Origin of the sequence: Aeromonas sp. sif2433, assembly GCF_019218705.1 — a bacterium.
Lineage (GTDB): Bacteria > Pseudomonadota > Gammaproteobacteria > Enterobacterales > Aeromonadaceae > Aeromonas > Aeromonas encheleia.
In genome coordinates this window covers 112,286-136,029 of record NZ_JAHUXD010000011.1, presented here as the reverse complement: position 1 = coordinate 136,029, position 23,744 = coordinate 112,286, and the positions used below count along the sequence as shown (strand labels likewise).

25 protein-coding genes are annotated in these 23,744 nt (G+C 65.4%); 3 read left to right on the top strand and 22 right to left on the bottom strand.

The window, feature by feature from the left end; translation table 11 throughout:
* Positions 1-173: 173 nt before the first annotated feature.
* The 4 genes from folA to KW825_RS16870 all read right to left on the bottom strand — a co-directional run bounded on the left by folA (position 174) and on the right by KW825_RS16870 (position 2,633).
* Positions 174-668 carry a type 3 dihydrofolate reductase gene (folA, locus tag KW825_RS16885; RefSeq protein WP_218329864.1) on the bottom strand — a complete coding sequence of 165 codons (495 nt, stop codon included), beginning with the start codon at positions 666-668 and terminating at the stop codon, positions 174-176.
* A 24-nt stretch (positions 669-692) separates the two neighbouring features.
* Positions 693-1,160 (bottom strand): threonine/serine exporter family protein, encoded by a 468-nt coding sequence (locus KW825_RS16880; protein WP_042644223.1) that lies wholly within the window; start codon positions 1,158-1,160, stop codon positions 693-695.
* 106 nt (positions 1,161-1,266) lie between these two features.
* On the bottom strand, positions 1,267-2,079 hold the full coding sequence (locus KW825_RS16875; RefSeq protein ID WP_218329863.1) for a threonine/serine exporter family protein: 813 nt from the start codon (positions 2,077-2,079) through the stop codon (positions 1,267-1,269).
* Between the two features lie 215 nt (positions 2,080-2,294).
* Positions 2,295-2,633 (bottom strand): DUF3135 domain-containing protein, encoded by a 339-nt coding sequence (locus KW825_RS16870; RefSeq protein WP_218329862.1) that lies wholly within the window; start codon positions 2,631-2,633, stop codon positions 2,295-2,297.
* 405 nt (positions 2,634-3,038) lie between these two features.
* On the opposite strand from KW825_RS16870, the gene mog reads away from it, so the two are divergent.
* Positions 3,039-3,569, top strand: coding sequence for a molybdopterin adenylyltransferase (gene mog / locus KW825_RS16865; protein WP_218329861.1), 531 nt, complete (start codon positions 3,039-3,041; stop codon positions 3,567-3,569).
* Between the two features lie 71 nt (positions 3,570-3,640).
* Here mog and KW825_RS16860 read toward each other — a convergent pair whose 3' ends face one another.
* The 16 genes from KW825_RS16860 to KW825_RS16780 form a co-directional block, all read right to left on the bottom strand.
* Positions 3,641-4,867, bottom strand: a complete 1,227-nt coding sequence (locus KW825_RS16860) for a beta-ketoacyl-ACP synthase (protein ID WP_218329860.1) — start codon at positions 4,865-4,867, stop codon at positions 3,641-3,643.
* 263 nt (positions 4,868-5,130) lie between these two features.
* Complete coding sequence (locus KW825_RS16850) at positions 5,131-5,856, bottom strand: 3-ketoacyl-ACP reductase FabG2 (RefSeq protein ID WP_218290516.1); 726 nt, start codon at positions 5,854-5,856, stop codon at positions 5,131-5,133.
* A 63-nt stretch (positions 5,857-5,919) separates the two neighbouring features.
* Positions 5,920-6,375, bottom strand: a complete 456-nt coding sequence (locus tag KW825_RS16845; protein ID WP_218329859.1) for a thioester dehydrase — start codon at positions 6,373-6,375, stop codon at positions 5,920-5,922.
* Complete coding sequence (locus KW825_RS16840; RefSeq protein WP_218329858.1) at positions 6,368-7,615, bottom strand: beta-ketoacyl-[acyl-carrier-protein] synthase family protein; 1,248 nt, start codon at positions 7,613-7,615, stop codon at positions 6,368-6,370. The genes KW825_RS16845 and KW825_RS16840 overlap by 8 nt, the downstream gene beginning before the upstream one ends.
* Positions 7,612-8,181, bottom strand: coding sequence for a DUF3261 domain-containing protein (locus KW825_RS16835; protein WP_126623274.1), 570 nt, complete (start codon positions 8,179-8,181; stop codon positions 7,612-7,614). The genes KW825_RS16840 and KW825_RS16835 overlap by 4 nt, the downstream gene beginning before the upstream one ends.
* 40 nt (positions 8,182-8,221) lie before the next feature.
* Entirely contained in the window at positions 8,222-10,477 is a 2,256-nt protein-coding gene (locus KW825_RS16830; protein ID WP_218329870.1) for an MMPL family transporter, read from the bottom strand.
* Positions 10,478-10,568: 91 nt separating this feature from the next.
* On the bottom strand, positions 10,569-11,180 hold the full coding sequence (locus tag KW825_RS16825) for an outer membrane lipoprotein carrier protein LolA (protein ID WP_218329857.1): 612 nt from the start codon (positions 11,178-11,180) through the stop codon (positions 10,569-10,571).
* Positions 11,181-11,191: 11 nt separating this feature from the next.
* Positions 11,192-11,617, bottom strand: a complete 426-nt coding sequence (locus KW825_RS16820; RefSeq protein ID WP_218329856.1) for a thioesterase family protein — start codon at positions 11,615-11,617, stop codon at positions 11,192-11,194.
* Positions 11,618-11,715: 98 nt separating this feature from the next.
* Positions 11,716-13,305: a histidine ammonia-lyase gene (gene hutH, locus KW825_RS16815; protein WP_218329855.1), complete on the bottom strand. Its 1,590-nt coding sequence runs from the start codon at positions 13,303-13,305 to the stop codon at positions 11,716-11,718.
* The gene (locus KW825_RS16810; protein ID WP_218329869.1) at positions 13,295-15,052 is read right to left on the bottom strand and encodes a glycosyltransferase; all 1,758 of its coding nucleotides are present in this window, start codon (positions 15,050-15,052) and stop codon (positions 13,295-13,297) included. The genes hutH and KW825_RS16810 overlap by 11 nt, the downstream gene beginning before the upstream one ends.
* Positions 15,049-16,839 carry an AMP-binding protein gene (locus tag KW825_RS16805; RefSeq protein ID WP_218329854.1) on the bottom strand — a complete coding sequence of 597 codons (1,791 nt, stop codon included), beginning with the start codon at positions 16,837-16,839 and terminating at the stop codon, positions 15,049-15,051. Before KW825_RS16805 ends, KW825_RS16810 begins: the two co-directional genes overlap by 4 nt.
* Positions 16,836-17,402 (bottom strand): hypothetical protein, encoded by a 567-nt coding sequence (locus KW825_RS16800; RefSeq protein ID WP_218329853.1) that lies wholly within the window; start codon positions 17,400-17,402, stop codon positions 16,836-16,838. Before KW825_RS16800 ends, KW825_RS16805 begins: the two co-directional genes overlap by 4 nt.
* Positions 17,403-17,671: 269 nt before the next feature.
* Positions 17,672-17,920, bottom strand: a complete 249-nt coding sequence (locus tag KW825_RS16795) for an acyl carrier protein (protein WP_042651723.1) — start codon at positions 17,918-17,920, stop codon at positions 17,672-17,674.
* On the bottom strand, positions 17,920-18,201 hold the full coding sequence (locus tag KW825_RS16790) for a phosphopantetheine-binding protein (RefSeq protein ID WP_042651722.1): 282 nt from the start codon (positions 18,199-18,201) through the stop codon (positions 17,920-17,922). The genes KW825_RS16795 and KW825_RS16790 overlap by 1 nt, the downstream gene beginning before the upstream one ends.
* 17 nt (positions 18,202-18,218) lie before the next feature.
* Positions 18,219-18,977, bottom strand: a complete 759-nt coding sequence (locus tag KW825_RS16785) for a 1-acyl-sn-glycerol-3-phosphate acyltransferase (RefSeq protein ID WP_218329852.1) — start codon at positions 18,975-18,977, stop codon at positions 18,219-18,221.
* A complete protein-coding gene (locus KW825_RS16780) occupies positions 18,962-19,675 on the bottom strand; it encodes a beta-ketoacyl synthase chain length factor (RefSeq protein ID WP_218329851.1) in 714 nt (237 codons plus the stop codon). Before KW825_RS16780 ends, KW825_RS16785 begins: the two co-directional genes overlap by 16 nt.
* A 334-nt stretch (positions 19,676-20,009) precedes the next feature.
* Between KW825_RS16780 and KW825_RS16775 the strand changes: the two genes are divergently transcribed.
* Positions 20,010-21,092, top strand: coding sequence for a methyltransferase (locus KW825_RS16775; protein WP_218290507.1), 1,083 nt, complete (start codon positions 20,010-20,012; stop codon positions 21,090-21,092).
* A 46-nt stretch (positions 21,093-21,138) separates the two neighbouring features.
* On the top strand, positions 21,139-21,354 hold the full coding sequence (locus KW825_RS16770) for a hypothetical protein (protein WP_218329850.1): 216 nt from the start codon (positions 21,139-21,141) through the stop codon (positions 21,352-21,354).
* 43 nt (positions 21,355-21,397) lie between these two features.
* On the opposite strand, the gene KW825_RS16765 is transcribed toward KW825_RS16770, so the two are convergent.
* The gene (locus KW825_RS16765; protein ID WP_218329849.1) at positions 21,398-22,147 is read right to left on the bottom strand and encodes a DNA/RNA non-specific endonuclease; all 750 of its coding nucleotides are present in this window, start codon (positions 22,145-22,147) and stop codon (positions 21,398-21,400) included.
* A gap of 240 nt (positions 22,148-22,387) precedes the next feature.
* Positions 22,388-23,365, bottom strand: coding sequence for a cytochrome-c peroxidase (locus KW825_RS16760; RefSeq protein ID WP_218329848.1), 978 nt, complete (start codon positions 23,363-23,365; stop codon positions 22,388-22,390).
* Between the last annotated feature and the right edge of the window lie 379 nt (positions 23,366-23,744).

Below are 23,744 nucleotides of genomic sequence, written 5' to 3'. Positions count from 1 at the left end.
CTGGCGCAAGCTGAGCTGTGGGAAGAGAGACAGCAGGTGTTGAAAGGCTTGGGTATCCATGATGGCGGCCCTCGGGTGATGACCTACTTCAAGGTTAGCCTTTCAACATGTAATTGGGACAGAGCCAAAAAAAAGCCCCTCGCAACGGGAGGGGCCTGCTTGGTGCGAGTGGACTAGCGTCGCTGCCAGGTCTCGAAACGGTAGGGGTGCGGGTTCTTCTCGTCCGCCGGGTGAGCCTCGCGCTCGAGGCACTGCCACTCCCCCTCATCGAAGGCGGGGAAACGGGTGTCCCCCGGGACCGCCAGCTCGATCCGGGTCAGGTAGAGACGATCCGCCCTCGGCAGCAGTTGGCCATAGAGATGGCCACCGCCGATCACCATCAGCTCATCCACCGCCTCGCCGCTCGCCAGCAGCGCCAGCGCGGCCTCGACCGAATCGACCACCTCCACCCCATCGACCCGGTAATCGGGGTTGCGGCTGATCACCAGGTTGCGACGACCGGGCAGCGGCCGACCGATGGACTCGAAGGTCTTGCGCCCCATCAGCACCGGCTTGCCGAGCGTGACCCGCTTGAAGTGGGCCAGATCGGCGGGCAGGTGCCAGGGCATCTGGTTGTCCAGCCCGATAACGCGATCCTGCGCCATGGCGGCAATCATGGAAATTTGCATGGGTTCAGCCTCTTGCAGCCTGTCTCAGACAATGGGCCGATTACGGTACACGACCAGGGAGGGGATCGCCAAACCGAAACTGAGCGCCCCCACGATAAACAACACCTTGAGGCCATTGGTCACCGCATGATGGATGAGCTCGGTAGTCACCCCCGAGATGTTGAGCTCCACCACGGCGATCATGGTCTTGAACGCATAGCTGCCGGGGATCATGGGGATGATGGAGGCGACGCTGAACACCGGCCGGGGGGCCAGCAGACGCTGCGACCAGTAGACGCAGACAAAGCCGACCGTGGTGGACGCCGCCAGGGTGGCCCACTCGATGGGCATGCCGTAATGTATCAGCAGGGTGCGCAGGCTGTGGGCCAGGGCACCGCCCATGGCGCAATACTTCAGCATGCGCGGCGGCACGTTGAACAGCATGGCGAAGCCCACCGCCGGGATGGCCGACCAGAACGCATCCCTGGCCAGCAACAGGAGCAGATCCATCATGGCGCAACCCCCCATTCCCTGCTGAGCCGAACCGGCAACTGCTGGCGGCGGATAAATGTTGCACCTAGGGGGGATGGCGCCGGCCCGCAGGCCCTTTCATTTCGCCTCATATCGAGTCCCACCACAGCTTCCAGCCCCAGATCCCGGTGACCGACATGGCCAGCACTATGCCGATGACGGCGCTGACGGTGAGCAGGGTCGCCGTGCCCCAGCGGGCCAGCCCCAGATTGAAGTAGCCCTTCACCATGTCGGACACGGCGTTGATGAGCGGGAAGCCCGGCACCAGCAACAGCACGCTGGCCGCCATGGTGAGATAGGGTTGGTCTCCCCACTGGAAGTAGGTGGCGCTGGAGGCGATCAGGGTGGCGACAAACCCGGTCACGGCGAAGTTGATGAGCGGGCTGTGATGATGGCGGGCCATCACCTGGCGCACCCGCATCGCCACCGCAGAGGCGACGAAGGTCACCAGGAAGATGGGCCAGTCGCCGCCGAACAACAGGCTGAAGGCCCCGCAGGAGAGCCCCACCATGGGCACCACCAGCCAGGGGTGATAGTGGAATGGCACTATGCCGTCGAGCCGCTGGCGTACCTCCCGCACCCCGACAAGCTCCTTCTCCGCCAGGATGCAGAGGCGCTGAACCTCGCACACCACCTGCATGTTGATGCCCTGATCCCGCACCCGGCGGGTGGTGGTTACGCAGTTGCCCTGATAGAGGCTGGTCAGCACTATGGCGCTGGCGGAGATCGCCATCTCGACGCTCTCCAACCCAAGTGCCAACCCGAGCCGGACCGTGGTCTGCTCTATGATGCGCCCCTCGGCCCCATGTTGAGCCAGCAGCTGGCCCACCTTGACGATGATCCGGGTGATCTCTGTCTGTTGTTCCGGTGACAGCACCCTTCTTGGCGTGATACTTCTCATAATCCCTTAGAGTCGTAGCAAGATGAAATGTGCCGAGATACTACCCCAAACGGTATAGTCCTTCACCCATATCTGATGATTTAGCCAGCCCAGATGTTATTTATCCGGCGCCCAGCGCCGCTTGGCAGCAAATAACAAACCACCCAACTAATTAACATCGGGTGGTTTGCCTGCAAGAATATGCGGGGGAATAAAGAGAGCCGGGTGCCAATACCTTATTTATTGCGCCTATGATCCGACAGTTGAATCACATTATTCAGCGGCGGCTGCTCCTCTTCCCGTGCCGATGACTCCTCCTGCAGCTGGCTCATATGACGGCGCATGGCATAGAAAGAGTCGTGCATCATGTTGGCGATCCGGATGCAGCTATCCAGATTATTCCGGGCCAGACGCCGCTGGCAATCGATGCGAAATTGCAGGCCCCGCAGCCGCCGTTGCCGATCCGGCCCCACCTGCGCGATCAGGGCATCTATTTGCTGGTGCAACAGCTCATCGAGCCGCTCCGGCTCGTCGAGGGCCCAGTGTTTCAGAGTATCGAAATCAGGCAGCTCCATATGCCCTCCTGGCCAGAAGCCTCATGTGTGACACTTCCACGACTACGCTCAGCACATAATTTCACTGTCCGTAAGGATGGTTATATAAGATGACGGCGATTCTGGTTCGGCCTGCCCCGTGCCACAGGAGTCCATTTCCCCATCAGTGGGGCGATATGTTGGCGAGGCTAAACATTTATTCTTTATGATTCATGTAATTATCGGCATTCGGCCTGCGTCAGTTTTTTTATAAATTTTACATGTTTATATACCCGCCCTTATTCCCTATTCATCGGTGGGGGCGGATCGGTTTTTCGTTCGGCTCTCCATTCTGGCGACCCTCCCCATACCCGCCCCGCTGATTTAACATATCTATCTGATTATGTTATTTTATTTACCACTTTTTCGAATGAGCAAGGGCAGAGCATGAGCAAGGCAAGAATCGGTATCGTCACCGTCAGCGATCGCGCCAGCGCGGGCATCTACGAAGACCTGTCCGGCAAGGCCATCATAGACACCCTGGGCAGCTACCTGACCTCTGAGTGGGAGCCCGTCTATCGGCTCATCCCGGATGAGCAGGATCAGATTGAGGCGACCCTGATTGCACTCGCGGATGAGGAGCAGTGCTGCCTCATCGTCACCACAGGCGGCACCGGGCCGGCCAAGCGGGATGTCACCCCGGAGGCCACAGAGGCGGTGTGCGATCGCATGATGCCGGGCTTCGGCGAGCTGATGCGGGCCGAGTCCCTCAAGTTCGTGCCCACCGCCATCCTCTCCCGCCAGACCGCCGGCCTGCGTGGCAGTTCGCTCATCGTCAACCTGCCGGGCAAACCCAAGTCGATCCGCGACTGTCTGGACGCGGTCTTCCCCGCCATTCCTTATTGCATCGATCTGATGGACGGCCCCTATCTCGAGTGCGACGAGAGCGTGATCAAGCCATTTCGTCCCAAGAAATGAGCTCTGCTCATCACCCATAAAAAGAGGCGCCCCTGGGCGCCTCTTTTTATTTCCAGCCTGTTGGCCGGCGGCTAGGGCCAGCGCTTGAAGATGAGGGAGGTATTGATGCCGCCAAAGGCGAAGTTGTTGGACATCAGATAGTCCACCGCCAGCGTCCGGCCGCCGCTGCGGATATGATCCAGCGGGGCGCAGGCGGGATCCGGCTCGTTCAGGTTGAGGGTGGGGGCAAACCAGCCCTCGGCCATCATCTCGAGGGAGAGCCAGGCCTCGATGGCGCCGCAGGCCCCCAGGGTGTGGCCTAAGTAGCTCTTGAGGGAGGAGATCGGGGTCTTGTCCCCGAACAGGGCCGAGGTGGCGTGGCTCTCGGCGATATCGCCCCGCTCGGTGGCCGTGCCATGGGCGCTGATGTAGCCGATGTCCCCGGCCTGCAGGCCGGCATCGGCCAGCGCCAGTGCCATGCAGAGCTGCATCGTCTCCTGCTGGGGCTGGGTGACATGGGCCGCATCGCAGTTGGTGGCAAAGCCCACCAGCTCGGCGAAGATGGGGGCGCCGCGCGCCAGGGCATGCTCCAGCTCCTCCAGGATCAGGCTGCCCGCCCCCTCCCCGATCACCAGGCCATCGCGGTCCCGATCGAAGGGCCGCGGGCTCAGCGCCGGGCTGTCATTCATCAGGCTGGTGGCGAACAGGGTGTCGAATACCACCGCCTCCGAGGGGCAGAGCTCCTCGGCACCCCCGGCCACCATCAGATCCTGATAGCCGTGCTTGATGGACTCGTAGGCGTAGCCTATGCCCTGGCTGCCGGAGGTGCAGGCGCTGGAAGTGGGGATCACCCGGCCGCGCAGGCCGAAGAAGAGGCCGGTATTGACCGCCGCCGTGTGGGGCATCATCTGCACATAGGTGGTGGCGGTGATGCTGGCGGTGGTCTTGTCGTTGAGCATGGCCCCGAAGTCGCTGATGGGCCCGGTGCTGCCGATGGAGGAGCCGTAGGCGATGCCGGTGCGACCGCCGGTCAGGACCGGATGATCGATGAGCCCGGCCCGGGTCAGGGCCAGCTCGGTCGCCACGGTCGCGAGCTCCGAGACCCGCCCCATGGCCCGGGTCTTCTTGCGCGGGTAATGGGCCGGCAGCGCGAAATCCAGGATGGGCGCCGCCAGTCGGGTATTGAGCCCCTCATAGACATCCCACTCCGGCATCTGGCGCACGGCGTTGTGCTCCTGCCGCAGGCGTGGCCCCACGCTCTGCCAGTCGTTACCGAAGGCGGTCACTCCGGCCATGCCGGTGACTACGACACGCTTCATGCTGCTCTGCTCCACTCTGCCTGCTCAAGTTGGCCCCATAGTCTCACATCCCCGCTCATACCATGCCCCCGTTGATCGAGATCACCTGGCGGGTGACATAGCCGGCGATGTCTGAATTTGACTGCGGGTAGGAGACCAGTCCCATTCGCTTCATACCCTTCATGCCATGCCTCCATTAATAGAAATGACCTGGCGGGTCACATAGGCGGCGATGTCTGAATTTGACTGCGGGTAGGAGACCAGTCCCATTCGCTTCATACCCTTCATGCCATGCCTCCATTAATAGAAATGACCTGCCGGGTCACATAGGCGGCGATATCAGACATCAGGTAGGAGACCAGCCCCGCCACCTCCTCGGCCTGGCCCATGCGTTTGAGGGGGATCATCTTCATGGCCTCGGCCTCCACCTCGGCATTGACCATGCCGGTGTCGATGAGGCCGGGGGCCACGCAGTTGACCGTGATCTTGCGCTTGGCCAGCTCCAGCGCCAGGGCCTTGCTGGCCCCTATGATGCCCGCCTTGGCGGCGCTGTAGTTGACCTGGCCGCGATTACCCATGATGCCGGACACCGATGACAGTGTGACGATGCGGCCCCCCCGGCGCAGCCCTATCATCGGCATGATGCAGGGCTTGAGCAGGTTGTAGAAACCGTCCAGATTGGTGTGCAGCACCCCGTCCCAGTCCTCGTCGGTCAGGGCCGGGAAGGCGCCATCGCGGATCACCCCGGCGTTGCTGACCACGCCGTAGTAGGCGCCATGGGCCTCGATGTCGGACTCGAGCCGGCTGCGGCACTGCGCCCGATCCGAGATGTCGAACTGGATCAGCCGCCCCTCTCCTCCCGCCGCCACTATGGCGGCCAGGGTCGCCTCGGCGCCGGCGCTGTCGCCGTGATAGTGCACCACTATGTGAAAGCCATCGGCGGCCAGCTTCAGGGCGATGGCGCGGCCTATGCCCTTGCTGGCGCCCGTCACCAATACGGTGGAACTCATATTCGATCCTTCTCTAACAGATTCAGATAAACCGGTCTCTTCGCCCAGCGCTTTGGCCGGGACCTAAGGCTGTGCCAGCAACTCGGCCAGCTCGGCATCGCCGGGCAGGTAGGTGCTGAGGCGCGCCTCGGCGCAGGGCTCGTCTCCCCGCAGGATCCGGCACTCAAAACTGGCCATGCCGCCATCTTCCAGCAGGCACTCGGCCTCGATCACCAGCCGCTCCCCGGCCGCGAACGCCGGCACCTGGCAGCGATACTGGCGGCTGCCGAGCAGCATGCCGATGCGCACCGGCTCGCCCCGCTCACGCCCCCGCATCCCCGCCCAGGCGGCTATGGTCTGGGCCATCAGCTCCAGACCGACCCAGGCGGGCAAGTTGCCCTGTTCATCGAGCAGCAGGCCGTGGCGTGCGCCGACCCGGGTCTCGCAGCGCACCCGCTGCCCCCGGTAATCGAGCAACCGATCCAGCAGCAACATGGGGGCCTGATGGGGCAGCAACTCGGCGATGGCTATCTCATTCATGGGGCGGTTCTCCTTCCTTCCCCGAGATGATACGCCCCAACAGCAGGCTGACGTTATTGCCACCGAAGGCGAAGGAGTTCGACAGCACCCGGGCCAGCGGTCTGCCCGCCTCCCCTGCCCGCACCAGCCGGATGGGGGCCAGGGCCGGATCCTGTGCCTCCCCCTGCGGGGGCGGCGGCAGTGCCTGCTCCATCAGCAGGCAGCAGAGCGCCGCCTCGATGGCGCCGGCCGCCCCAAGAGTGTGGCCGGTCAGCATCTTGCTGGAGCTGCAGGGCGCCGTCTCGCCCGCACCAAACAGCCGGGCCAGCGCCTTGCTCTCCATCTCGTCGTTGAGCTTGGTCGCGGTGCCGTGCAGGTTGATGTAGTCGAGCGCTTTGGCCTCGATGCCCCCCTGGAGCAGCGCCATGCGCATGGCGGCCTCGGCCCCCAGCCCCTCAGGATGGGGCGCCGAGATATGCCAGGCATCGGACGACTCGCCCGTGCCGAGCAGGGCGAGTCCGGCACGCTCCCGGCTCAGCAGGAAGAGGGCGGCCCCCTCCCCGATGTTGATGCCACACCGCTCGGCGGCGAAGGGGCGGCAGCGCGCCAGGCTGAGGGACTCCAGGCTGTCGAAGCCGTTGAGGGTCAGGCCGCACAGGCTGTCGACGCCGCCGACGATGACCGCATCCGCCAGCCCGGCCGCCAGCAGCCGCTGGCCGCTGATGAAGGCGCGGGCGCTCGAGGAGCAGGCGGTGGAAAGGGTGTAGGCCGGGCCGGTCAGGGCCAAGTGGCGGGCCAGAAATTCACTCGGCGAGCCCAGCTCCTGCTGGCGATAGTCGAATCCGGCCGGCAGCGGCTGGCCGGCCTGCGTGGCGGCGACCGCCGCCTCGGCCTCGGCGATCCCAGAGGTGCTGGTGCCCAGCACTATGGCGATGCGATCCGCCCCCAGCCGGGCCCTGAGCTCATCGAACCCTGGCCGGATCTGGGCAAGGGCCGCCAGCAACAGGCGGTTGTTGCGCGAGTCATAGGCCGAGAGCGCCGCGGGCACAGAGGGCAGCGCCGCACTCACCCGGCCGACCGGGGTGAGCCGGCCATCGCTCAGGGCCTGCGACTCCGCATCCAGTGGGCTGATGCCCTGCCCCTGCCAGCGGGCAAGGGCCGCGGACACCGCCGCCTTGCCCTCCCCCAGGGCGCAGATCAGGCCGTAGTCCCGGATGTAGCAGGGGGCAACCGGCGGGCGATCCTTCAAATTCAGGCTCATGGCGCCAATTTCTCCATCTGCAGCTGGTAATCGAAGGCGTGCTGGATCAGCCGCACCGGCTCGCGCTCGCCGGCGATCTGCCGGTAGTGGATCTCGCTCACCAGTTTGCCATCGGGATCGGTCAGACGGCGTACCATGCCTTCGTCCTCGAGTCGCCAGCCCTTGGGCAGCTGTGGCTGCCAGGCGGCGATGGGCCAGTAGCTCAGCATCACGTCGGCGAGCACCTGGGCCACCGGGGGCAGGGCCGCCCCTCCCAGCAGGCTGGAGAGCTGCTCGGTTTGGATCCGCTCGCCGTCATAACTCAGCCGAAACAGCCGGATCCCGCTGGGGGTCAGCCCCACCAGGGTGAGCCGGTGGCCATCGGCCTCCAGCACGGTCAGCAGCTGATGCTGGCCGCCCTTGCTCGTGGCACTCAGCAGTTGCTGGCGATAGAGCGGCTGAGCCCGCAGCGGGGCCGGCAGCAGCAGGCTGGTGTCCGGGCTCAGGAAGGCACGATTATCGGGCACGGGCTGACTGGCGCAGGCACTCAGCAAGGTGGCGAACAACAGGGACAAGAACAACTTCATCATGGCTCCCGAAGAGCTGTGGTGGCTAGTGGTCATGGGGTCATCGCCTCTCCAGTACCAGTGGTGAGAGCAGGAATGCGGTGAAGATACCGCCGCTGAGCACCAGACCGAAGCCGGCGATGGCCGAGGTGTGGCTCAGGGCCAGCAGGCCGAACGACAGCTGGGTGGTCAGGTTCGCCAGCAAGATGGCGAACATGGTCGAGCGTTGGCGCAGGGGATCCCCGCCGCTGTAGGCAAAGAAGAGGCTGTAGTCGATGCCGATGCCAAAGATGAGGCTCATGGCCAGCACCCCGAACAGGGTGAGCGGCTGGCCACAGGCGGCGAGCAGGGCCAGACCGGCCCCCAGCGAAAATCCGCTGATCAGCAGGATCCGCACGCTCTTGCGCCAGCCAAACCGGACCCAGAGCAGCAGGCCCACCAGGGCGATGGCCACCAGCAGCAGCTCGGTCAGCTTGATACGGTAGTGGGCAAACAGCTGGCTCCACTGGTTGCGCGGATCCTGCCAGAAGACCCCCTCCTGCCCCTGCGCCAGCTTTGCCACGGCGGCAACTTCCGTCACCCCGTTCACCGGCAGCCAGAGCGCCACCCGACCATCTGGCAACCCATGCCAGAGCAGTCGACTGCCCTCGCTGACCGGGCTGGCCAGCCAGTGCTCGGGAGTCAGGGGATGCCAGGATCTCGGCTTGGCCTCGACCGGCACGCCGACCTGATTGAGCCGCGCCACCACCTCGGGCAACAGCCGAGTGAGGGCGGCATGATCCGCCCGCTGCTGCGCCTGGGACGGCAGCCACTGTGCCAGCGAAACGAAACCTGCCAGCTGACCCTGCGCCCTGGCCTGAGCCAGCTTATGACTCATGGCTTCGAGCCGCTGCAAGGCGGTCTCGCCATCCGTCGCCGTCACCAGGAAGCCCGTCATGCCCCCCTGCTGGCCGGTGAGGTGCTGGATCTGCCGCTCCTGTGCCTGCAGCTCGGTGGGCAGCGGCTGCAGCCGGGCGATATCGTCATCGACCTCTAGCCGGTTCAATCCCACCCCTATCAGGATCAGCCAGAGCAGTGGGACGCCCCAGCGCAAGGCACGGATCTCGCGCCACCACTTGAGCCAGAGCGCCATCGGCACCAGGATGCGCGCTTCCCGCTGGGGCAAGTCACCGAGCCAGAGCGGGAACAGGCAGAGCACGGTAATAAACGAGGCCGTCAGCCCCACCAGGGCGCACAGCGCCATCTGCTGCAAGCCGGGGAAGGGGGCGAGCCAGAGCAGGCCATAGCCCACCAGGGTGGCGAACAGCGCCATCGAGAGGCTTGGCAGCAAGCGGGCGCGAGTCTGGTGGGGGCTCTCCTGGTCCCCGTGCAGGCGCCGCTCGGTCAGGAAATGGATCCCGTAATCGATGACGCCGACCAGGCTGGAGCTGATCACCAGGGTGAACAGGTGCACCTCGCCAAACCACAGCAGCACGGCCAACACCCCCCAGGCGAGGCCGATGGCGATGGGCAGCAGGGAGATCCAGAGCGCACGACCAGAGCGGAACGCCAACCACATCAGCAGCAAGACCCCGAACGTGGAGCCGAGCCCTATGGTGGAGATATCCTCCTGAGCCAGGTCACTGGCATGCTGGCTGTAGAAGAGGGTGCCACGGCGCAGCAGCTCCAGCCCGGGATACTGGGCCTTGAGGCTCTGCTCTGCCGCGTTGAGCCGGGCCAGCAGCTCGCTATTGCGAGAGAGATCGAAGGCCGAGAGGTCCAGCTCGGCTCGCAGCAGAAACCACTGCCGCCCCGCCTCGTCCCGGCTCATCAACCAGCCCTGATCGAGGCGCAGGGCCGTGGCCGCCTGACCCTGCACCCCGGCGCGGGTCAGCAGCAGGGGATCGGCTTGCCACTCGGGGCGGGAGACGCCACCGAAGGGGCTGTAGATCTGGCCGAGCACCCACTGGCTCCAGGCCTCGGGCCCCGCGGCCAGCCTGGCCCGGCTGCCCTCATCGAGGCGCTGCCAGGCATAGTCATAGATGAAGCCTTGCCAGGCGGGGGCCAGCTCCGGCTGGGCACCGCGCACCGCGCTGAGCTCGGGCAAGGCGCTCAGGGCCTTTGCCCACTCCTCTGCCACGACGCGACCATCCTGCCCCGCCGGCAGGCTCAGCATCCAGACCAGCTGTTTGTCGAGCTGGCGCAACAGGCCACCGCGCAGGGCCGGATCCAGTATGGATCTCTCCTCGTGGGGCAGCAGATCCATCAGGCTGGTATTGATGCGGCTGTGAGAGAGCTGCCAGCCGAGCAGCGCCAGCGCCAACAGGCTGAGCAGCAGCCAGAGGCAGGAGAGCCGGCGCCAGGTCGGCTCGCTCCAGCCCCGGACGGGGGATGGCCGTGTGGGAGAGGATGCGGCGTCGCCAGGGTTTTCAGGGGGCAAAATGGGCCTGCTCCTCGGCAGAGAGGGGGAGACTCACCGCCTGCCAGTGAGAGAAGCGGATGCGGGTCTCATCCCCCTGGCGATCGGCGATCACGAGCCGATCCAGCTGCTTGCCACCGCCTAACGTCAGACTGGAAAATACCTTGTTCAGTGGCGCCGCCAGCGGCGTCAGCACCAGGGTCCAGCTCTGCTCGGTGGACTGGAAGTCGAGGGAAAAATAGCGGGTCAGTGCCTGCTCATCCGAACCGAACAGGGCCAGCAGCATGCCGCTGAATTCGAGCAGTTGGGGATTGTCGATAACCTGAACAGGCCCCTGGCCAACCTGCTGACGCATGCGCTGGGCAGTCAGACTCAGCGCCAGTTCAAAGGGCTGCAACTGATGCCACCAGAGCCCCTGGCCGCGCGCCAGCAGCAGCTCGCCGCTGGCTTTCAGGGGCTGGGCCAGCCCGACCACCTGCTTCTCCTGCTCGAAGCGAGCTCGTTGGGCCGGCTGCGCACTCAGCAGCTCGCGCACCTCGGCCTGGGTCATGGGGGCAGCCTGCACCACCCCCGGCAACATCAGCCACAGACAGGCACAGAGCCAGCCGCGCATTCCCTTCATCAAGAGCCGCCTCATTCACTCACTCCCAGCTTGTCGAGCAGCACCCTGGGCGAGGCAAGGCACATCTCGCCACTCTCCTGGTTCACCGCCACCTGGATGCTGTAGCCCTTGCTGGTGCGCACCCCGCTGATGGCATCGAACAGCTGGTACTCGATCTTGAGCCGGTTCTGGTACTCGCTGAATCTGGCCTCGACCCGCACCCTCTGGCCAAAGCGCAGCGGCGCCATGTACTTGAGCCGCATGTCGATGACGGGCCAGTGGTAGCCGGAGGCCGCCATCTGGGGGTAGTTGTAGTCGATCCGCTCGAGCAGGGCGCAGCGGGCCAGCTCGATGTAACGCACGTAGTGGCCATGCCAGGCCACCGCCATCATGTCGATGTCATGAAACGGGATTTCGATTTCGATGCTGTGGCTCAGCATCCAGGGTTCATGCTGCATACAGGCTCTCCATCGGGCCGTGCCAGACATCCGCAGCCATCATGTCGATGTCGTGGAACGGGATCTCGATCTCGATGCTGTGACTCAGCATCCAGGGTTCACTCTGCATCTTTATCCTCCCCATACAACTCATAGTGACGTCCTTGCAGTCGGGCGATCAGCGCCCTGAGCTCCTGCTCCAGCGCCCTGTCCTCCACCAGCGCCGGGTGATGGGCGCGCACCGCCAGCACCATCCCTTGCAACGGCTGGCTCAACTCTTCCAGACCCCGTTGCTGCACGCCAAGGCGCAGCTCGACCCCCTGCACCGCCGCCAGCAGGCAGGCGGCGCCCACCTGCTCGCTCAGGGTCAGCACCCGCAGGGCATCCCGCGCCGCTATGGTGCCCATGCTCACCTTGTCCTGGTTGTGGCACTCGGTGGAGCGGGAGAAGACGCTGGCGGGCATGGTCAGCTTGAGCGCCTCGGCGGTCCAGGCGGAGACCCCGATCTGCACCGCCTTGAAGCCGTGGTTGATCATGCGCCGCTCGCCGCTGGCGCCGGAGAGGTTGCTCGGCAGGCCGCCGTTGAACTTGGTGTCCACCAGCTGCGCCAGCTGGCGATCGAGCAGATCCGCCAGGTTCGCCACCGCCGTCTTCATGCTGTCCATGGCCATGGCGATGTGGCCACCATAGAAGTGGCCGCCATGCATCACATGTTCGCCTTCACCATCGATGAGCGGGTTGTCGTTGGCGCTGTTGAGCTCGTTCTCGATGAGCTGGCGCCACCAGGGCAGGCTGTCGGCCACCACGCCGATGACGTGGGGGGCGCAGCGCAGGGAATATCTGTCCTGCAGACGGTCGCTGTGGCGCGGCAATTCCCCGCTCTGCAGATCGGCGCGCAGCCAGGCGGCGATGCCCTGCATGCCGGGGTGCGGCTTGGCGGCGAACAGCCGCTCGTCGAAGTGGAAGGCATTGCCGGCCATGGCGACGCTGACCAGGGCGGTGATCCGGGTCGCCAGCCGCATCAGGTAGTCGGTGCGGGCATAGGCCAGACAGGCGAGCGCCGTCATCACCGAGGTGCCGTTCATCAGTGCCAGCCCCTCCTTGGGTCTCAACGTCAGGGGGCTGACACCCAGGGCCTGATAGACCTCGGCGGTGCTCGCCAGCCGACCGTCCCGATAGAGCTCGCGCTCCCCCACCAGCACGGCGGCCACGTAGGAGAGGGGGGTGAGATCGCCACTGGCGCCGACCGACCCCTCCTCGGGGATGCGCGGGATCAGATCTTGCTCCAGCAGCCAGCAGAGCCGCTCCAGCAGGGCCGGGCTGACCCCGGAGACCCCCTGGGTCAGGGAGCAGAGCCGGGTCGCCAGCACGGCGCGTCCGGCCGTCACATCGAGATCCTCCCCCAGGCCGCAGCCATGGAAGCGGGTCAGGTGCAGGGGCAGCTCGGCCACCAGGGCCGGCGGCACGGCCCGGGTCACGGAGTCGCCATAGCCGGTGGTCACCCCGTAGATGACCCCCTCCTCCGCCAGCAGCCGGTCGAGAAAGTCGGCGCCGCGCTGGATGCGGGCCATAAAGGCGGGATCCGGGTTGAGCACCGGCTTGGCATGCCCCTCGGCCAGGGCCACCACCTGCTCTATGGTGAGCCGGCCAGCGCCAAAGGTGACCAGGGCCTCATCGGCCTGCTGGGAGGGGGGGAGATCATTGTTCATCATGAGTCAGCTGCCAGAAATCGAAGAAGTTGAACCAGTCCAGCGGCGCCCGCAGGCAGTGGTGCTGCAGGCGGTCGGCATAGGCCTGCACCCAGTGGTGCAGGGCAGCCTCCCGCTGTGCACGGGGCAGCAGCAGGCGCTCGGCGAAGGGCTCGAAATGGACGCGAAAACGCCCCTGCTCCTTGAGGCCGAACATCAGGTAGACGGGGCAGGCCAAGACGCTGGCCAGGGCGAAGGGGCCGAGGGGAAAGGGGGCCGGCTGGCCGAGAAAATCGGCCCAGACTACCCGCTTCTCCCGCGTCACCGAGGTGCGATCCCCGACGATCACCACCCACTCCCCCGCCTCTATCTTCTCCTTGAGCAGGATGGCGGTGTCGGCCCCCATCTCCTGCACCTGGATGAGATTGAGGCTGGCGCCCGGGTTGATCTGCTTGAGCAGGGCGTTGAAACGCGCCGCGTGGCGGGTGAACACCAGGGCATTGATGCGTACCTGGCCGTCCCGGGTGCCGAGCGCCCGGCACAGCTCGAGATCCCCGAGGTGGGAGCCGAGCAGCAGCAGGCCGCGGCCCGAGGCGAGCGCCGCCTCATAATGCTCGCGCCCCACCAGCTCGACCTGTTCGGGGGGGATGTCGCCGCGCCAGCCCGCCAGCTTGTCCAGCGCCGCCTCGCCAAAGCGCAGGAAGTGGCGAAAGCTGGATCTCGATCCCGCGGGCAGTGGAATGTCGTTGGCCACCGCAAACGCCTCGAGCCGGGCCAGATACTGCTCCGAGGCCGCCCGCTGGCGGCGCCCGGTCAGCCAGAAGTAACCGATGACGGGGTAGAGCAGCGCCTTGAAGCCGCCCCGGCCGAGCAGCCGATAGCTGGCCAGCATGATCTGCATGCCGAGCCAGGAGCCCCGCTCGGGGGTGCGTGACCAGTGACGCTTGCCCCAGGCCAGCCAGCCCTCCCCTTGCGGGCTGGCCCCCTCCCTGTCTGGGGTACCTGACCAGCGCACCTTGCCCTGTTGCCAGAGCCGGGCCGGTAAGCCGAGCAGCTTGCCGCCGAGATCCCAGAGCAGGCGGCACACCAGCCGGGTGTGCATCCAGGAGATGGCCAGGTTGTCTCGCCAGAGCCGGAAGTGGGAGCTGCCGTCCTGGGGATAGATGACCCGGGTCGGCACGAAGCGCACCGGCACCCCGCGCCAATGGAGGCGCACCATCACCTCGGTGTCGAAATCCATCCGCCGGCCGAGGCGCACCTCGTCAAACAGGGCGCAGCTCGCCGCCAAGGGGTAGACCCGAAAGCCGCACATGCTGTCTTCGATGGCGAAGGAGAGGGTCTCTATCCAGACCCAGACATGGGTGACATAGCGGCCATAGAGACGCCCCTTGGGCACAGAGTCGTCATAGAGGGGGCGGCCCGACACCAGGGCAGCCGGGTGAGCCGTCGCCTCCGCCAGCAGGCGAGGCACGTCGGACAGCTCGTGCTGACCGTCCGCGTCTATCTGCACCCCATGGCTGAAACCGCGCGCCAGTGCGGCCCTGAGCCCGGTCATCACGGCGGCCCCCTTGCCGAGGTTTTCGGGGTGGCGCAGCAGGCTGAGCCAATCCCCATGCTCCTTTGCCAGGGCGTCGAGGGCCGCCGCCGCGACGGGCTCGCTGCCGTCATCGATCAGCAGGCAGGGCAGCCCCAGGGGTTTCAGCCTGGCCAGCACCCCGGCCAGGGGGGCCGCATGGTTGTAGCAGGGAATGAGGAGGCAGGGTTTCAGGGACATAGCCGCACCCGACCGCTGCTGGCATGCTCATCCCCGAGCCGGTAGCTGAACAGCAGTTGCTCCCGCTCGGCCTGCCAGCTCAGGTGCAGCTCGCACTCCTGATCCGGGCGCAAGGGGCGCTGAAACTTGAGCTGGCTCATGCCGCCGAAGGCGCCGGTCAGGCCGAGCAGCGCGCGGCCATAGTGCATGGCCCAGTGCACCTGGGTCACCCCGGGCAGCAGGGGGGCGCCGGGAAAATGGCCGACAAACCAGGGCAAGTCCGCCTCCAGCCGCAGGCGCAGCACCAGGGTGCCGTCCAGCCAGCGCTGCTCGAGCAGGGTGGGTAGCCCGCTTATCTGCATGGGGACGGATCCCTGTCGATCCATCTTGTCCTTCTGTGGCGAGTCGGCCTGTGACGAGTCCGTGTTTTGTACATCAACGGGCGCCTCGTCAAACAGTGCCTTCAGCTCGGCCCAGGGCCGCTTGCCCTGGCTGTTGAGGGGCAGCGCCGGCTGGATGCGCACCCGGCGCGGCAGCGCCACCGGCTCGAGCCAGGGTCTGAGCAGCTCGCGCAGGGCGATGAGGAAGCGGCCTGGTCCCAGCGCCTGCCACCGGGCCTGGCCCTTTGGCGTCAACACCAGCACGGCGCCGAGCAGTTGTCGGCTCCCTACCGTCAGCGGCAGCACGGCCGCCGCCGCCACCCAGGGCAGCACCATGAGCCGGCTCTCGACCTCATCGAGGGAGATGCGTTTCTCCTCGATTTTCACCAGCCGATCCCCTCGCCCCAGCAGATGAAAACCGCTGTCGGTCAGCCGGATGCGATCGGCGCAGAGCAGCGGCTCGCCATCGGGCAGGAAGGGGGAGTGCAGCAGCAGGCAATCCTCATCCGCCAGCGCGACCCTGACGCCCGGCATGGGCCGCCAGGGGGTGTCCGGCGCCGGGCTCTGGCGCCAGGCGATGCCGCCGGTCTCGCTGCTGCCGAAGATCTCCACCGGCAGCTGGCCGAGCAGCTCGTGGGCCCGGTTCGCATCCGCCGGGGCCAGGGGGCCGCCGGAGGAGACGATGAGGCAGCACCCCGTCGCCCCGAGGCCGGGATCGAGCCGGCTGAGGAAGGCCGGGGAGGCGATCAGCCCCCACTTGCCCGGCTGATCAAGCAGTTGCTCCGGATAGAGCGTCAGGGTGCGGGCGAAGGGAACGCCTAGCACCAGGGGCAGCAGGATGCGAAACAGCAGGCCGTAGATGTGCTGATGGCTGACGCTCGCCAGCAGGCGGGCGCCGCCGAGCCGCTCGCCCCAGAGCGCCTGCAGGACTAGCAGCTCGGCCTCGAGCTGGTGCCAGGCCTTGGGGATCGCCTTGGGGGCGCCGGTGGAGCCCGAGGTAAACAGGGTCAGCCGCAGGCCCTGGGGGGCGGGCCAGCCGGCAGCCGGCCCTTGATGGGGCTGGGCATCCGCCAGCGGCAACTGCAGCCAGGGGGCGGTGATCCCCTCCCCCAGTGGCTGGCTATCGGTCAGCACCCCATCGAAGTGATCCTGCAGCTCGGCCAGGGCGGCTGGTCGCTGGTGCCCGGGCAGCACCACCTCGCGCCCCGTCAGGGCACAGGCCAGCAGCGCCTGGGCAAACAGCAGGCTGTCGTCGAAACAGAGCGCCCAGCGCCGGGCGGGCAGGCTCGCCAATCGGGCAGCCAGTGCCTCGCTGTCAAGGCGCAGGGTGCCGAAGCGGCAATCCCCCTGGGGGCCGAACGCCACCGGCTCCTCGTCCTCCCGCCCCCAGATGGCGGCGAGCAGGTTCGCTGGCCCCCTCATGAGGCAAAGCTCCGCTTGACCCGCAGGCGCACCAGATACTCGGCCCCCATCAACAAGCCCATCAGCAGATAGCTGACCAGGCCGTTGTAGAGGCTCCAGAGGGCGAGATCCCCGTGCCAGATGGTGGCGGCGGCCAGGGTGCCATTGAGCACGAAGAAACCGCACCAGACCCGGGTCACGGTGCGGGTGTAGCGCACCCCGGCCGGGGGCAGGTCGGGATCGGTCAGGCGGGCGAGCCGCTCCACCAGCGTCATGGGCTGGTTCAGGCTCCAGCCAAACAGGCCGAGCAGCGCCAGGGAGACGACGAGGGGGTAGTAGAGCAGCCAGTGCTGGGCCGAGAAGAGGGCGCTGAGCCCCGTCAGCAGCAGGCCAACACAGGCGAGCAGACGGCCGAGCAGCAGCCACTCGCGCACCGGGGCAACCCCGGGCAATAGCCGCAGGGCGAAGGTCACCAGCAGGATGACGAGCAGGGCGGAGCCGCCCCAATGGGTCAGCCCCCAGTACACGGCGAGGGGATAGAGCAGCAGCAGGCCGCCCGCCAGCAAGGAGAGCAGCCGCATCATGACGGCCGCCCCCGATTCAGGAGGGAGAGCAGCCGGATCATGATGGCCACCCCCGATTCAGGAGGGAGAACAGCCGGATCATGACGGCCGCCCCGACTCAGGAGGGAGAGCAGCCGGATCATGACGGCCGCCCCCGACTCAGGAGGGAGAGCAGCCGGATCATGATGGCCGCCCCCGACTCAGGAGGGAGAGCAGCATCATGACCGACTCAGACGAGAGAGCTGACGCCTCATGGCCGTGCTCCGTGCGGCTTGGGTCTCATCGCCGGCTCAGGCCTCATCCATCAGGCGCTGGACCGCATCGACCACGTCACCGACGCTGCGCACCGACTTGAACTCCTCCGGCTTGATCTTCTTGCCGGTCAGCTTCTGCAGGTGCACCACCAGATCGATGGCGTCTATGCTGTCGAGCTCCAGATCCTGATAGAGCTGGGCATCCGGGGTGACCGCGGCCTCGTCCACTTCGAACAAGTCGATCAGGGTGGCCTTCACCTGGGCAAAGATGTCGTCTCTGTTCATCACGGTTTCTCCACGAGGGGGCGGGATCCGGCCTGCGCCTGGATCAGCGCCGCCAGGGCATCGACGCTGGCAAAGTGGCGACGGGTGTTCTCGTCATCGGCGGAGAGCACTATGCCGTAACGCCCCTTGATGGCGAGCCCCAGCTCCAGCGCATCGATGGAGTCCAGACCCAGACCGTCGCCAAACAGCGGCGCCTGGCTGTCGATGTCGTCCGGGCTCAAGCCTTCCAGATTGAGGCTGTCGATGATGAGTCGTTTTATCTCTTGTTGCAGGTCTTGCATTGCTCTTCCATAGGCTGTCATGGGGTCCCGGGTTGCAGGACCCGGGTAAGAAACCGGGTTAACTGGCGGGCGGCCAGGGCGCCGTGCTGCGAGCCGTCGACCACCTCTGCGGCATGGATCTGCGGCAGAAACTCCAGGGTGAAGCAGGGCTTGTTGGCCGGGGTCCGGTACCACTTGTCCTGCTTGGTGAGGAAGCGCTCGCTGCACTGGATCCGCACGGGCTGCAGCGGCAGCTGGCCGCGCAGCGCGAGCTGGGCGGCGCCCCGCTGCAGCCGGATCGGCTGGCCCGGGGTGGTGCGAGTGCCTTCAGGGAACACCAGCAGCAGGCCCCCCTGGCGCACCCGCTCGATGCAGCGCGGCAGCAGTTGCTCGGCCTCCACATTGGGAATGTAGCCGGCGGCACGCACCACGCCACCGAGAAAGGGATTATGCCACAAAGCCTGCTTGACGATGCAGTCACAGGCCGGCAGCTCGGCGGCCAGCATCACATAGTCCAGCAGGCTGGGGTGGTTGGCCACCACCAGCACGCCGCGCAGGGAGTCCGGCAGGCCACTCACCCTGTAGTCGAGCACCCCCAACCCCCTGAGCAGCCCCATAAACAGCCGGAAACTCTGCTTGATGCTGGCCTGGGCCAGGGTGCGGCGCCGCTCCCCCCGCAGGCAGAGCGCCAATAGCGGGAACCAGCAGAGGCTGAGCAGCAGGCCGCCCAGCCCAAACAAGGTGAAGCCGAGGGCGGTGCCCGCCAGCCGCCAGAGCCGGTTCAGTCGCGCCGCCATGACCACTCCTGGCGCCCATCCCCGAGCAGGCAGCCGGCTTGTTGCAACAGGTGCGCGCGCCAGAATGCCAGAGGCTGGGCCAATGCGGGAGGCCGGGTCTCGGCCCGCCGGCTGTCGCAACGCCAGCGCTCCCCGTCCGGCTCGTCCGCCAGCACCAGCGCGACCGCATAGGGCGGGGTTGCCGACAGCCAGCGCCGATGGAAGGCCGGGATCTCGCCCTCGAAGGCCACCAGCAGCACACGACCGTTGTTGACGCTCAGAGTGGCGACCGCCTCGGTCAGCCCCGCCATCAGGCTGCCCTCCCCCGCGGCGAGTGAGCTCATGGGCAGCGCCGCCTTGCCCTGAATGGAGCAGATCCCGGCCGCCGTGTTGTGCACCGACATGGAGAAATCCGTGGGAGAGAGGGGCTTGCCCGCCGCCAGCCCCTGCAACAGCGTCATGGAGCGGGCCAGTTCGCCGTGGCGACTGACGAAGATGACGCTGTCGACGGGGTGGCGGGCCAGCATCTCCAGCCCCAGCTGCACCGCGAGCCGGGCGCCGGCGCTGAGGCGGCGGGCCATCATCATGGGCAGCAGCGGGGTCGGCGGCAAGGAGGCGTCGGCGGGCCAGCGGCCCTGCTCGGCCCACTGCCGCCACTGGCCTGTCTGATCCAGACCGGGGGAGAGCGCCTGTGCATCGAGGAGTGAAAATGAGAGCATGATAGCGACGCTCCGTCCTGTTGCGGCGTTAGGGATCATGAGCAATAAGCGGTTCAGCCGGCGACAGGGTACAGCGAGTCCATGCCGAGCGAATAGCCAACCTATTACCACCATTGATGATGCCGGCCATCATAGCATTATTTTTCAGAAAGAGTAGGCAGCATAAAATATAACCCTTTGTTTGTAGTCGCCTTTTATTGAAAGCCGCCAGATAATGATGTCTTATTGTTCCAGTTAATAAGCAGCAGCACCGCGGAACAATCATCAATGGCGGCCCGAGCCAGGCCGGGCTGTTTCGCCCCAACCACCCATCACCCACCACGAGAGCCGCCCAGTGAAACATTATCAGTGCGAGCAATATGATGCCCTCGACGCCATCAGTCAGGCCCAGCGCATCGCCTTCGCCCCCATGCTGTTCCAGGCGAGCTGGTGCCTGCGCGAGACCGGCGTGCTGGCCTACCTGGAGCAGTGCGGCAAGGCGGGCGCCACCACGGCCGAGATAGCCGGCCACTGCGGGCTCAGCGAATATGCGGTCTCGGTGCTGCTGGACATGGGGCTGGGCGGCGGGCTCTGTCATCTGGCCGACGAGCGCTACGTGCTCGGCAGGGTCGGCAAATACCTGCAGAACGACCCCATGACCCGGGTCAACATGGATTTCACCCAGCACGTCTGCTATCAGCCCCTCGCCCACCTGCTCAGCGCCATTCGCGAGGGCAAGCCCGAGGGGCTCAAGCTGTTCAACCCCGATTGGGCCACCATCTATCCCCACCTCGATGAGTTGCCCGAGCCGGCGCGGGCCAGCTGGTTTGCCTTCGATCACTTCTATTCCGACTGGGCCTTCCGCCAGGCCCAGGATCATGTGCTGAGCTACCGGCCGCGGCGGCTCTATGACGTGGGTGGCAACACCGGCAAGTGGGCCCTCTCCTGCGCGGCCCGGGATCCTGCACTCAGCGTCACCATACTGGATCTGCCGGAGCAGCTCGCCCTGGCCCAGCCCCGGATAGCAGAGGCCGGGCTGGCGGAGCGGGTCGACGGCCATGCCGTCAACATGCTCGACGCCGACGGGCCGCTGCCGGGTGAGGCAGACATCTGGTGGATGAGCCAGTTCCTCGACTGCTTCAGCCACCCGCAGATAGTCGCCATCCTCAAACGCATTCGCCGCCACATGAAGCCAGGGGCCAGGGTCTGCATCCTCGAGCTGTTCTGGGACAGGCAGAGCTTCGAGGCCGCCAGTTTCTGTCTCAACGCCACCTCCCTCTACTTCACCGCCATCGCCAACGGCGACAGCCGCTTCTACCACTCCAAGCAGATGTACCAGTGCCTGCGCGAGGCGGGTTTCCACGTGGAGGCCGAGCACGAGATCCCGGGGCCCGGCCACACCCTGCTGGTTGCCCATCCGCTGCCCAGCTGGCCATAATGTCCCATCGGAATGGCAGCATCGATGACACGAGAAGGAGTACGGCATGATGCGTAACTGGATGGCACCGCTGGCACTTTGCCTGGCCCTTGGCGCCCTGACCGGCGGCTGTGCCGACATCAAGGAGGCGGGCCGGACTGTGGGGCACACCACCCGCGATGTGACCCGCGAGATTGGCCACACCACCCGGGACGTGACCCGGGAGATCGGCCACGGCACCCGGGACACCGTCAAGAAGGTGGGCGATGAGATCAGTAAATGACAACAGGGGCCTTGGCCCCTGTTGTGTTAGCTGCGACTGACCATCACCACATCGCCATCAGCTGGGATTCCATGGCCTCCTCCGGCTCATCCGGCAGCTCGGCGAAGAGGTCCAGCCCGGTCTGCTCCTCCACCGCGTCCACCGTCACTATGTAGTCCGCAAGCCGGCTGGCCGACACGTTCTCCTGGGGCAGGATGAAGGCGATGGCCTCCCGATTGGCCACGTCCATCACCACCCGGTAATAGGCATGGGGCACGGCGACGCCGTTGCCGATGGCGGCATCCGAGTTGGTGAAGATGGGACCGGTGATCACCTGGACCTCCTCATAGGCGATGGCCCACTGGCGGGTCTTCTCCTCCAGGATGCGCCAGGCCCCCTGATTGAGCGCCGGCAACTGCGGCGTCATGTTGGTCAGCAGGAAGCTCTGCTTCATGGTGGTGGCGCTGGTGCGCATGTCCGCCGCCGGCGCCTGATGACCCCTGTCATAGCCGGAACCCTTGTAGTCCGCCAGGGTGGCGCGGAACTGCACCGGCACCTCCTTATCTTCGGCGAAGGCATCCTTGCGCGGCACCTGACCCTGGGCGCTGGCCGCCGTCATCCGATAAGAGACCCAGTCAGAGACCTTGGTGTCGTAGTTGTAGCCAGCGGCATAGCCTTCCCGGCACAGCAGCTGACTGGATTGACTGGGGACTCCCAGGGTGACGTGATCCTTGCACTGGAATCCCGCCGCCAGGGTCGGGAAAGCGCTGAGAGTAAATCCGATAGACAGAACTAACTTATTAATATTATTCATTATTATGCCACTCCTTGTGTTAGGCGGAGTGATTTGACACCAGGTCGGAGGAGTCAGGCAATCGGCTAGTTTGCGAGCATGTCGTAAATGTGAAGATGACTGCAATTCGGCCAAAAACCTGCGGACAGCTGGGGGATTGTCATCCCCCTGTCATTGTGCTGAACGGGACATTTTTCCCGTTTAATCAATTGGATATGCCCATGAAAAGCGGGGCGCCCGGCCCCGCTCTGGTGATGTCCCTCAGCTCTTGACCTGAGGCCGCGGGGTATCGGCTCGGGACGGCGGCAGTATGGGCAACACTATCTGCGGCTGATCCCCGGTCAGGCTCTTGAGGAAGTCGGTCATGTCGTCGGCCTCCTGCTCGCTCAGACGCTGACCCAGCTGGATGTCGGCCATGATCTGCACCGCCTCCTTCAGATCCCAGACCGCCCCATCGTGGAAGTAGGGATAGGTCAGCGCTATGTTGCGCAGGGTCGGCACCTTGAACCAGCCGATGAACTGCTGCTCGCCGGTCACGCCACCGCGGCCCTGGGCCGGGTTGCTGGTCTGGTAGTGCTTGACCAGCCCCATCTTCTGATAGGAGTTGCCGCCGATGGCGACCCCGTTGTGACAGGCGGTGCAGCCCTTCTCCTTGAACAGCTGGTACCCCTTCAGCTGCCGCGCCGTCAGCGCCTTGCCGTCCCCTTTCAGCCAGCGATCGAAGGGGGCATTGGGGGTGATCAGGGTCTCCTCGAAGGCGGCGATGGCATCGGTCACCTCGTCGATGCCAAAGTCCGCTTTGCCGTAGACCGCATCGAAGCGGGCGCGGTATTCGGGCAGGGTGTGCAGGGTCTCGACCGCCAGCTTGTGGGTGAAGGCCATCTCCAGCGGGTTGGCGATGGGGCCCGCCGCCTGCTCCTTCAGATCCTTGGCACGGCCATCCCAGAACTGCACGAAGTTGAGGCTGGAGTTGAGCACGGTCGGCGAGTTGATCGGCCCCTCCTTCCACTGGTGGCCGAGGGAGCTGACCTGGTTGTCCACCCCGCCGGTCGCCAGGTTGTGGCAGGAGTTGCAGGAGATGGCGTTGGACCTTGACAGCCTCGGCTCGAAGAACAGCATCTTGCCCAACTCGACTTTCTCCGGCGAGCCCGGCTTGACGGCCTCGATCGGTTGCACCGGCTCGGTGGCCCACCCCATCCCGGGCAAGACCAGTGCCAGCAGCAGACAATATTTATTCATTTCTCTCTCTCCCTTGAGTCCGCGAACAATCGCAGCCTCAGCCTGACCGGGAAAGGTTGCGCATTATTTGCTCAGGATCAAATGGGATAGATAAAAACCACATTAAAAACAATGGATTGATATATTTTTGACGGACTGATGGCGGGGACTTGCGAGGTAAAAACAGCCAAATTCTGATGTATGAATTATCAACAGACAGAGCCTGAATGACAGCCTATTAATTAGATTGGGGTCATTGAATAAAGCGATTATTAAATATGCAGCAATGATCGAACATTAATTAGGTTTATTTAACATGCATTATTAAATGCTCGAGATAATACCTTATCAATAATGCCTCGGTGGCGCCGACCACCCTCGCCCCTATTTCGGGTTATCC

Excerpts from the sequence above, each read along its gene's own strand:
- KW825_RS16790 (WP_042651722.1), bottom strand. The coding sequence starts at position 18,201 with ATGCAAGACCTGCAACAAGAGATAAAACGACTCATCATCGACAGCCTC.
- KW825_RS16785 (WP_218329852.1), bottom strand. The coding sequence starts at position 18,977 with ATGGCGGCGCGACTGAACCGGCTCTGGCGGCTGGCGGGCACCGCCCTC.
- KW825_RS16840 (WP_218329858.1), bottom strand. The coding sequence starts at position 7,615 with ATGAGCCTGAATTTGAAGGATCGCCCGCCGGTTGCCCCCTGCTACATC.
- KW825_RS16800 (WP_218329853.1), bottom strand. The coding sequence starts at position 17,402 with ATGATGCGGCTGCTCTCCTTGCTGGCGGGCGGCCTGCTGCTGCTCTAT.
- KW825_RS16850 (WP_218290516.1), bottom strand. The coding sequence starts at position 5,856 with ATGAGTTCCACCGTATTGGTGACGGGCGCCAGCAAGGGCATAGGCCGC.
- KW825_RS16820 (WP_218329856.1), bottom strand. The coding sequence starts at position 11,617 with ATGCAGCATGAACCCTGGATGCTGAGCCACAGCATCGAAATCGAAATC.
- folA (WP_218329864.1), bottom strand. The coding sequence starts at position 668 with ATGCAAATTTCCATGATTGCCGCCATGGCGCAGGATCGCGTTATCGGG.
- KW825_RS16880 (WP_042644223.1), bottom strand. The coding sequence starts at position 1,160 with ATGATGGATCTGCTCCTGTTGCTGGCCAGGGATGCGTTCTGGTCGGCC.
- KW825_RS16765 (WP_218329849.1), bottom strand. The coding sequence starts at position 22,147 with ATGAATAATATTAATAAGTTAGTTCTGTCTATCGGATTTACTCTCAGC.
- hutH (WP_218329855.1), bottom strand. The coding sequence starts at position 13,305 with ATGAACAATGATCTCCCCCCCTCCCAGCAGGCCGATGAGGCCCTGGTC.
- KW825_RS16860 (WP_218329860.1), bottom strand. The coding sequence starts at position 4,867 with ATGAAGCGTGTCGTAGTCACCGGCATGGCCGGAGTGACCGCCTTCGGT.
- KW825_RS16825 (WP_218329857.1), bottom strand. The coding sequence starts at position 11,180 with ATGAAGGGAATGCGCGGCTGGCTCTGTGCCTGTCTGTGGCTGATGTTG.
- KW825_RS16875 (WP_218329863.1), bottom strand. The coding sequence starts at position 2,079 with ATGAGAAGTATCACGCCAAGAAGGGTGCTGTCACCGGAACAACAGACA.
- KW825_RS16795 (WP_042651723.1), bottom strand. The coding sequence starts at position 17,920 with ATGAACAGAGACGACATCTTTGCCCAGGTGAAGGCCACCCTGATCGAC.
- KW825_RS16760 (WP_218329848.1), bottom strand. The coding sequence starts at position 23,365 with ATGAATAAATATTGTCTGCTGCTGGCACTGGTCTTGCCCGGGATGGGG.
- KW825_RS16770 (WP_218329850.1), top strand. The coding sequence starts at position 21,139 with ATGATGCGTAACTGGATGGCACCGCTGGCACTTTGCCTGGCCCTTGGC.
- mog (WP_218329861.1), top strand. The coding sequence starts at position 3,039 with ATGAGCAAGGCAAGAATCGGTATCGTCACCGTCAGCGATCGCGCCAGC.
- KW825_RS16870 (WP_218329862.1), bottom strand. The coding sequence starts at position 2,633 with ATGGAGCTGCCTGATTTCGATACTCTGAAACACTGGGCCCTCGACGAG.
- KW825_RS16780 (WP_218329851.1), bottom strand. The coding sequence starts at position 19,675 with ATGCTCTCATTTTCACTCCTCGATGCACAGGCGCTCTCCCCCGGTCTG.
- KW825_RS16835 (WP_126623274.1), bottom strand. The coding sequence starts at position 8,181 with ATGAAGTTGTTCTTGTCCCTGTTGTTCGCCACCTTGCTGAGTGCCTGC.
- KW825_RS16805 (WP_218329854.1), bottom strand. The coding sequence starts at position 16,839 with ATGAGGGGGCCAGCGAACCTGCTCGCCGCCATCTGGGGGCGGGAGGAC.
- KW825_RS16845 (WP_218329859.1), bottom strand. The coding sequence starts at position 6,375 with ATGAATGAGATAGCCATCGCCGAGTTGCTGCCCCATCAGGCCCCCATG.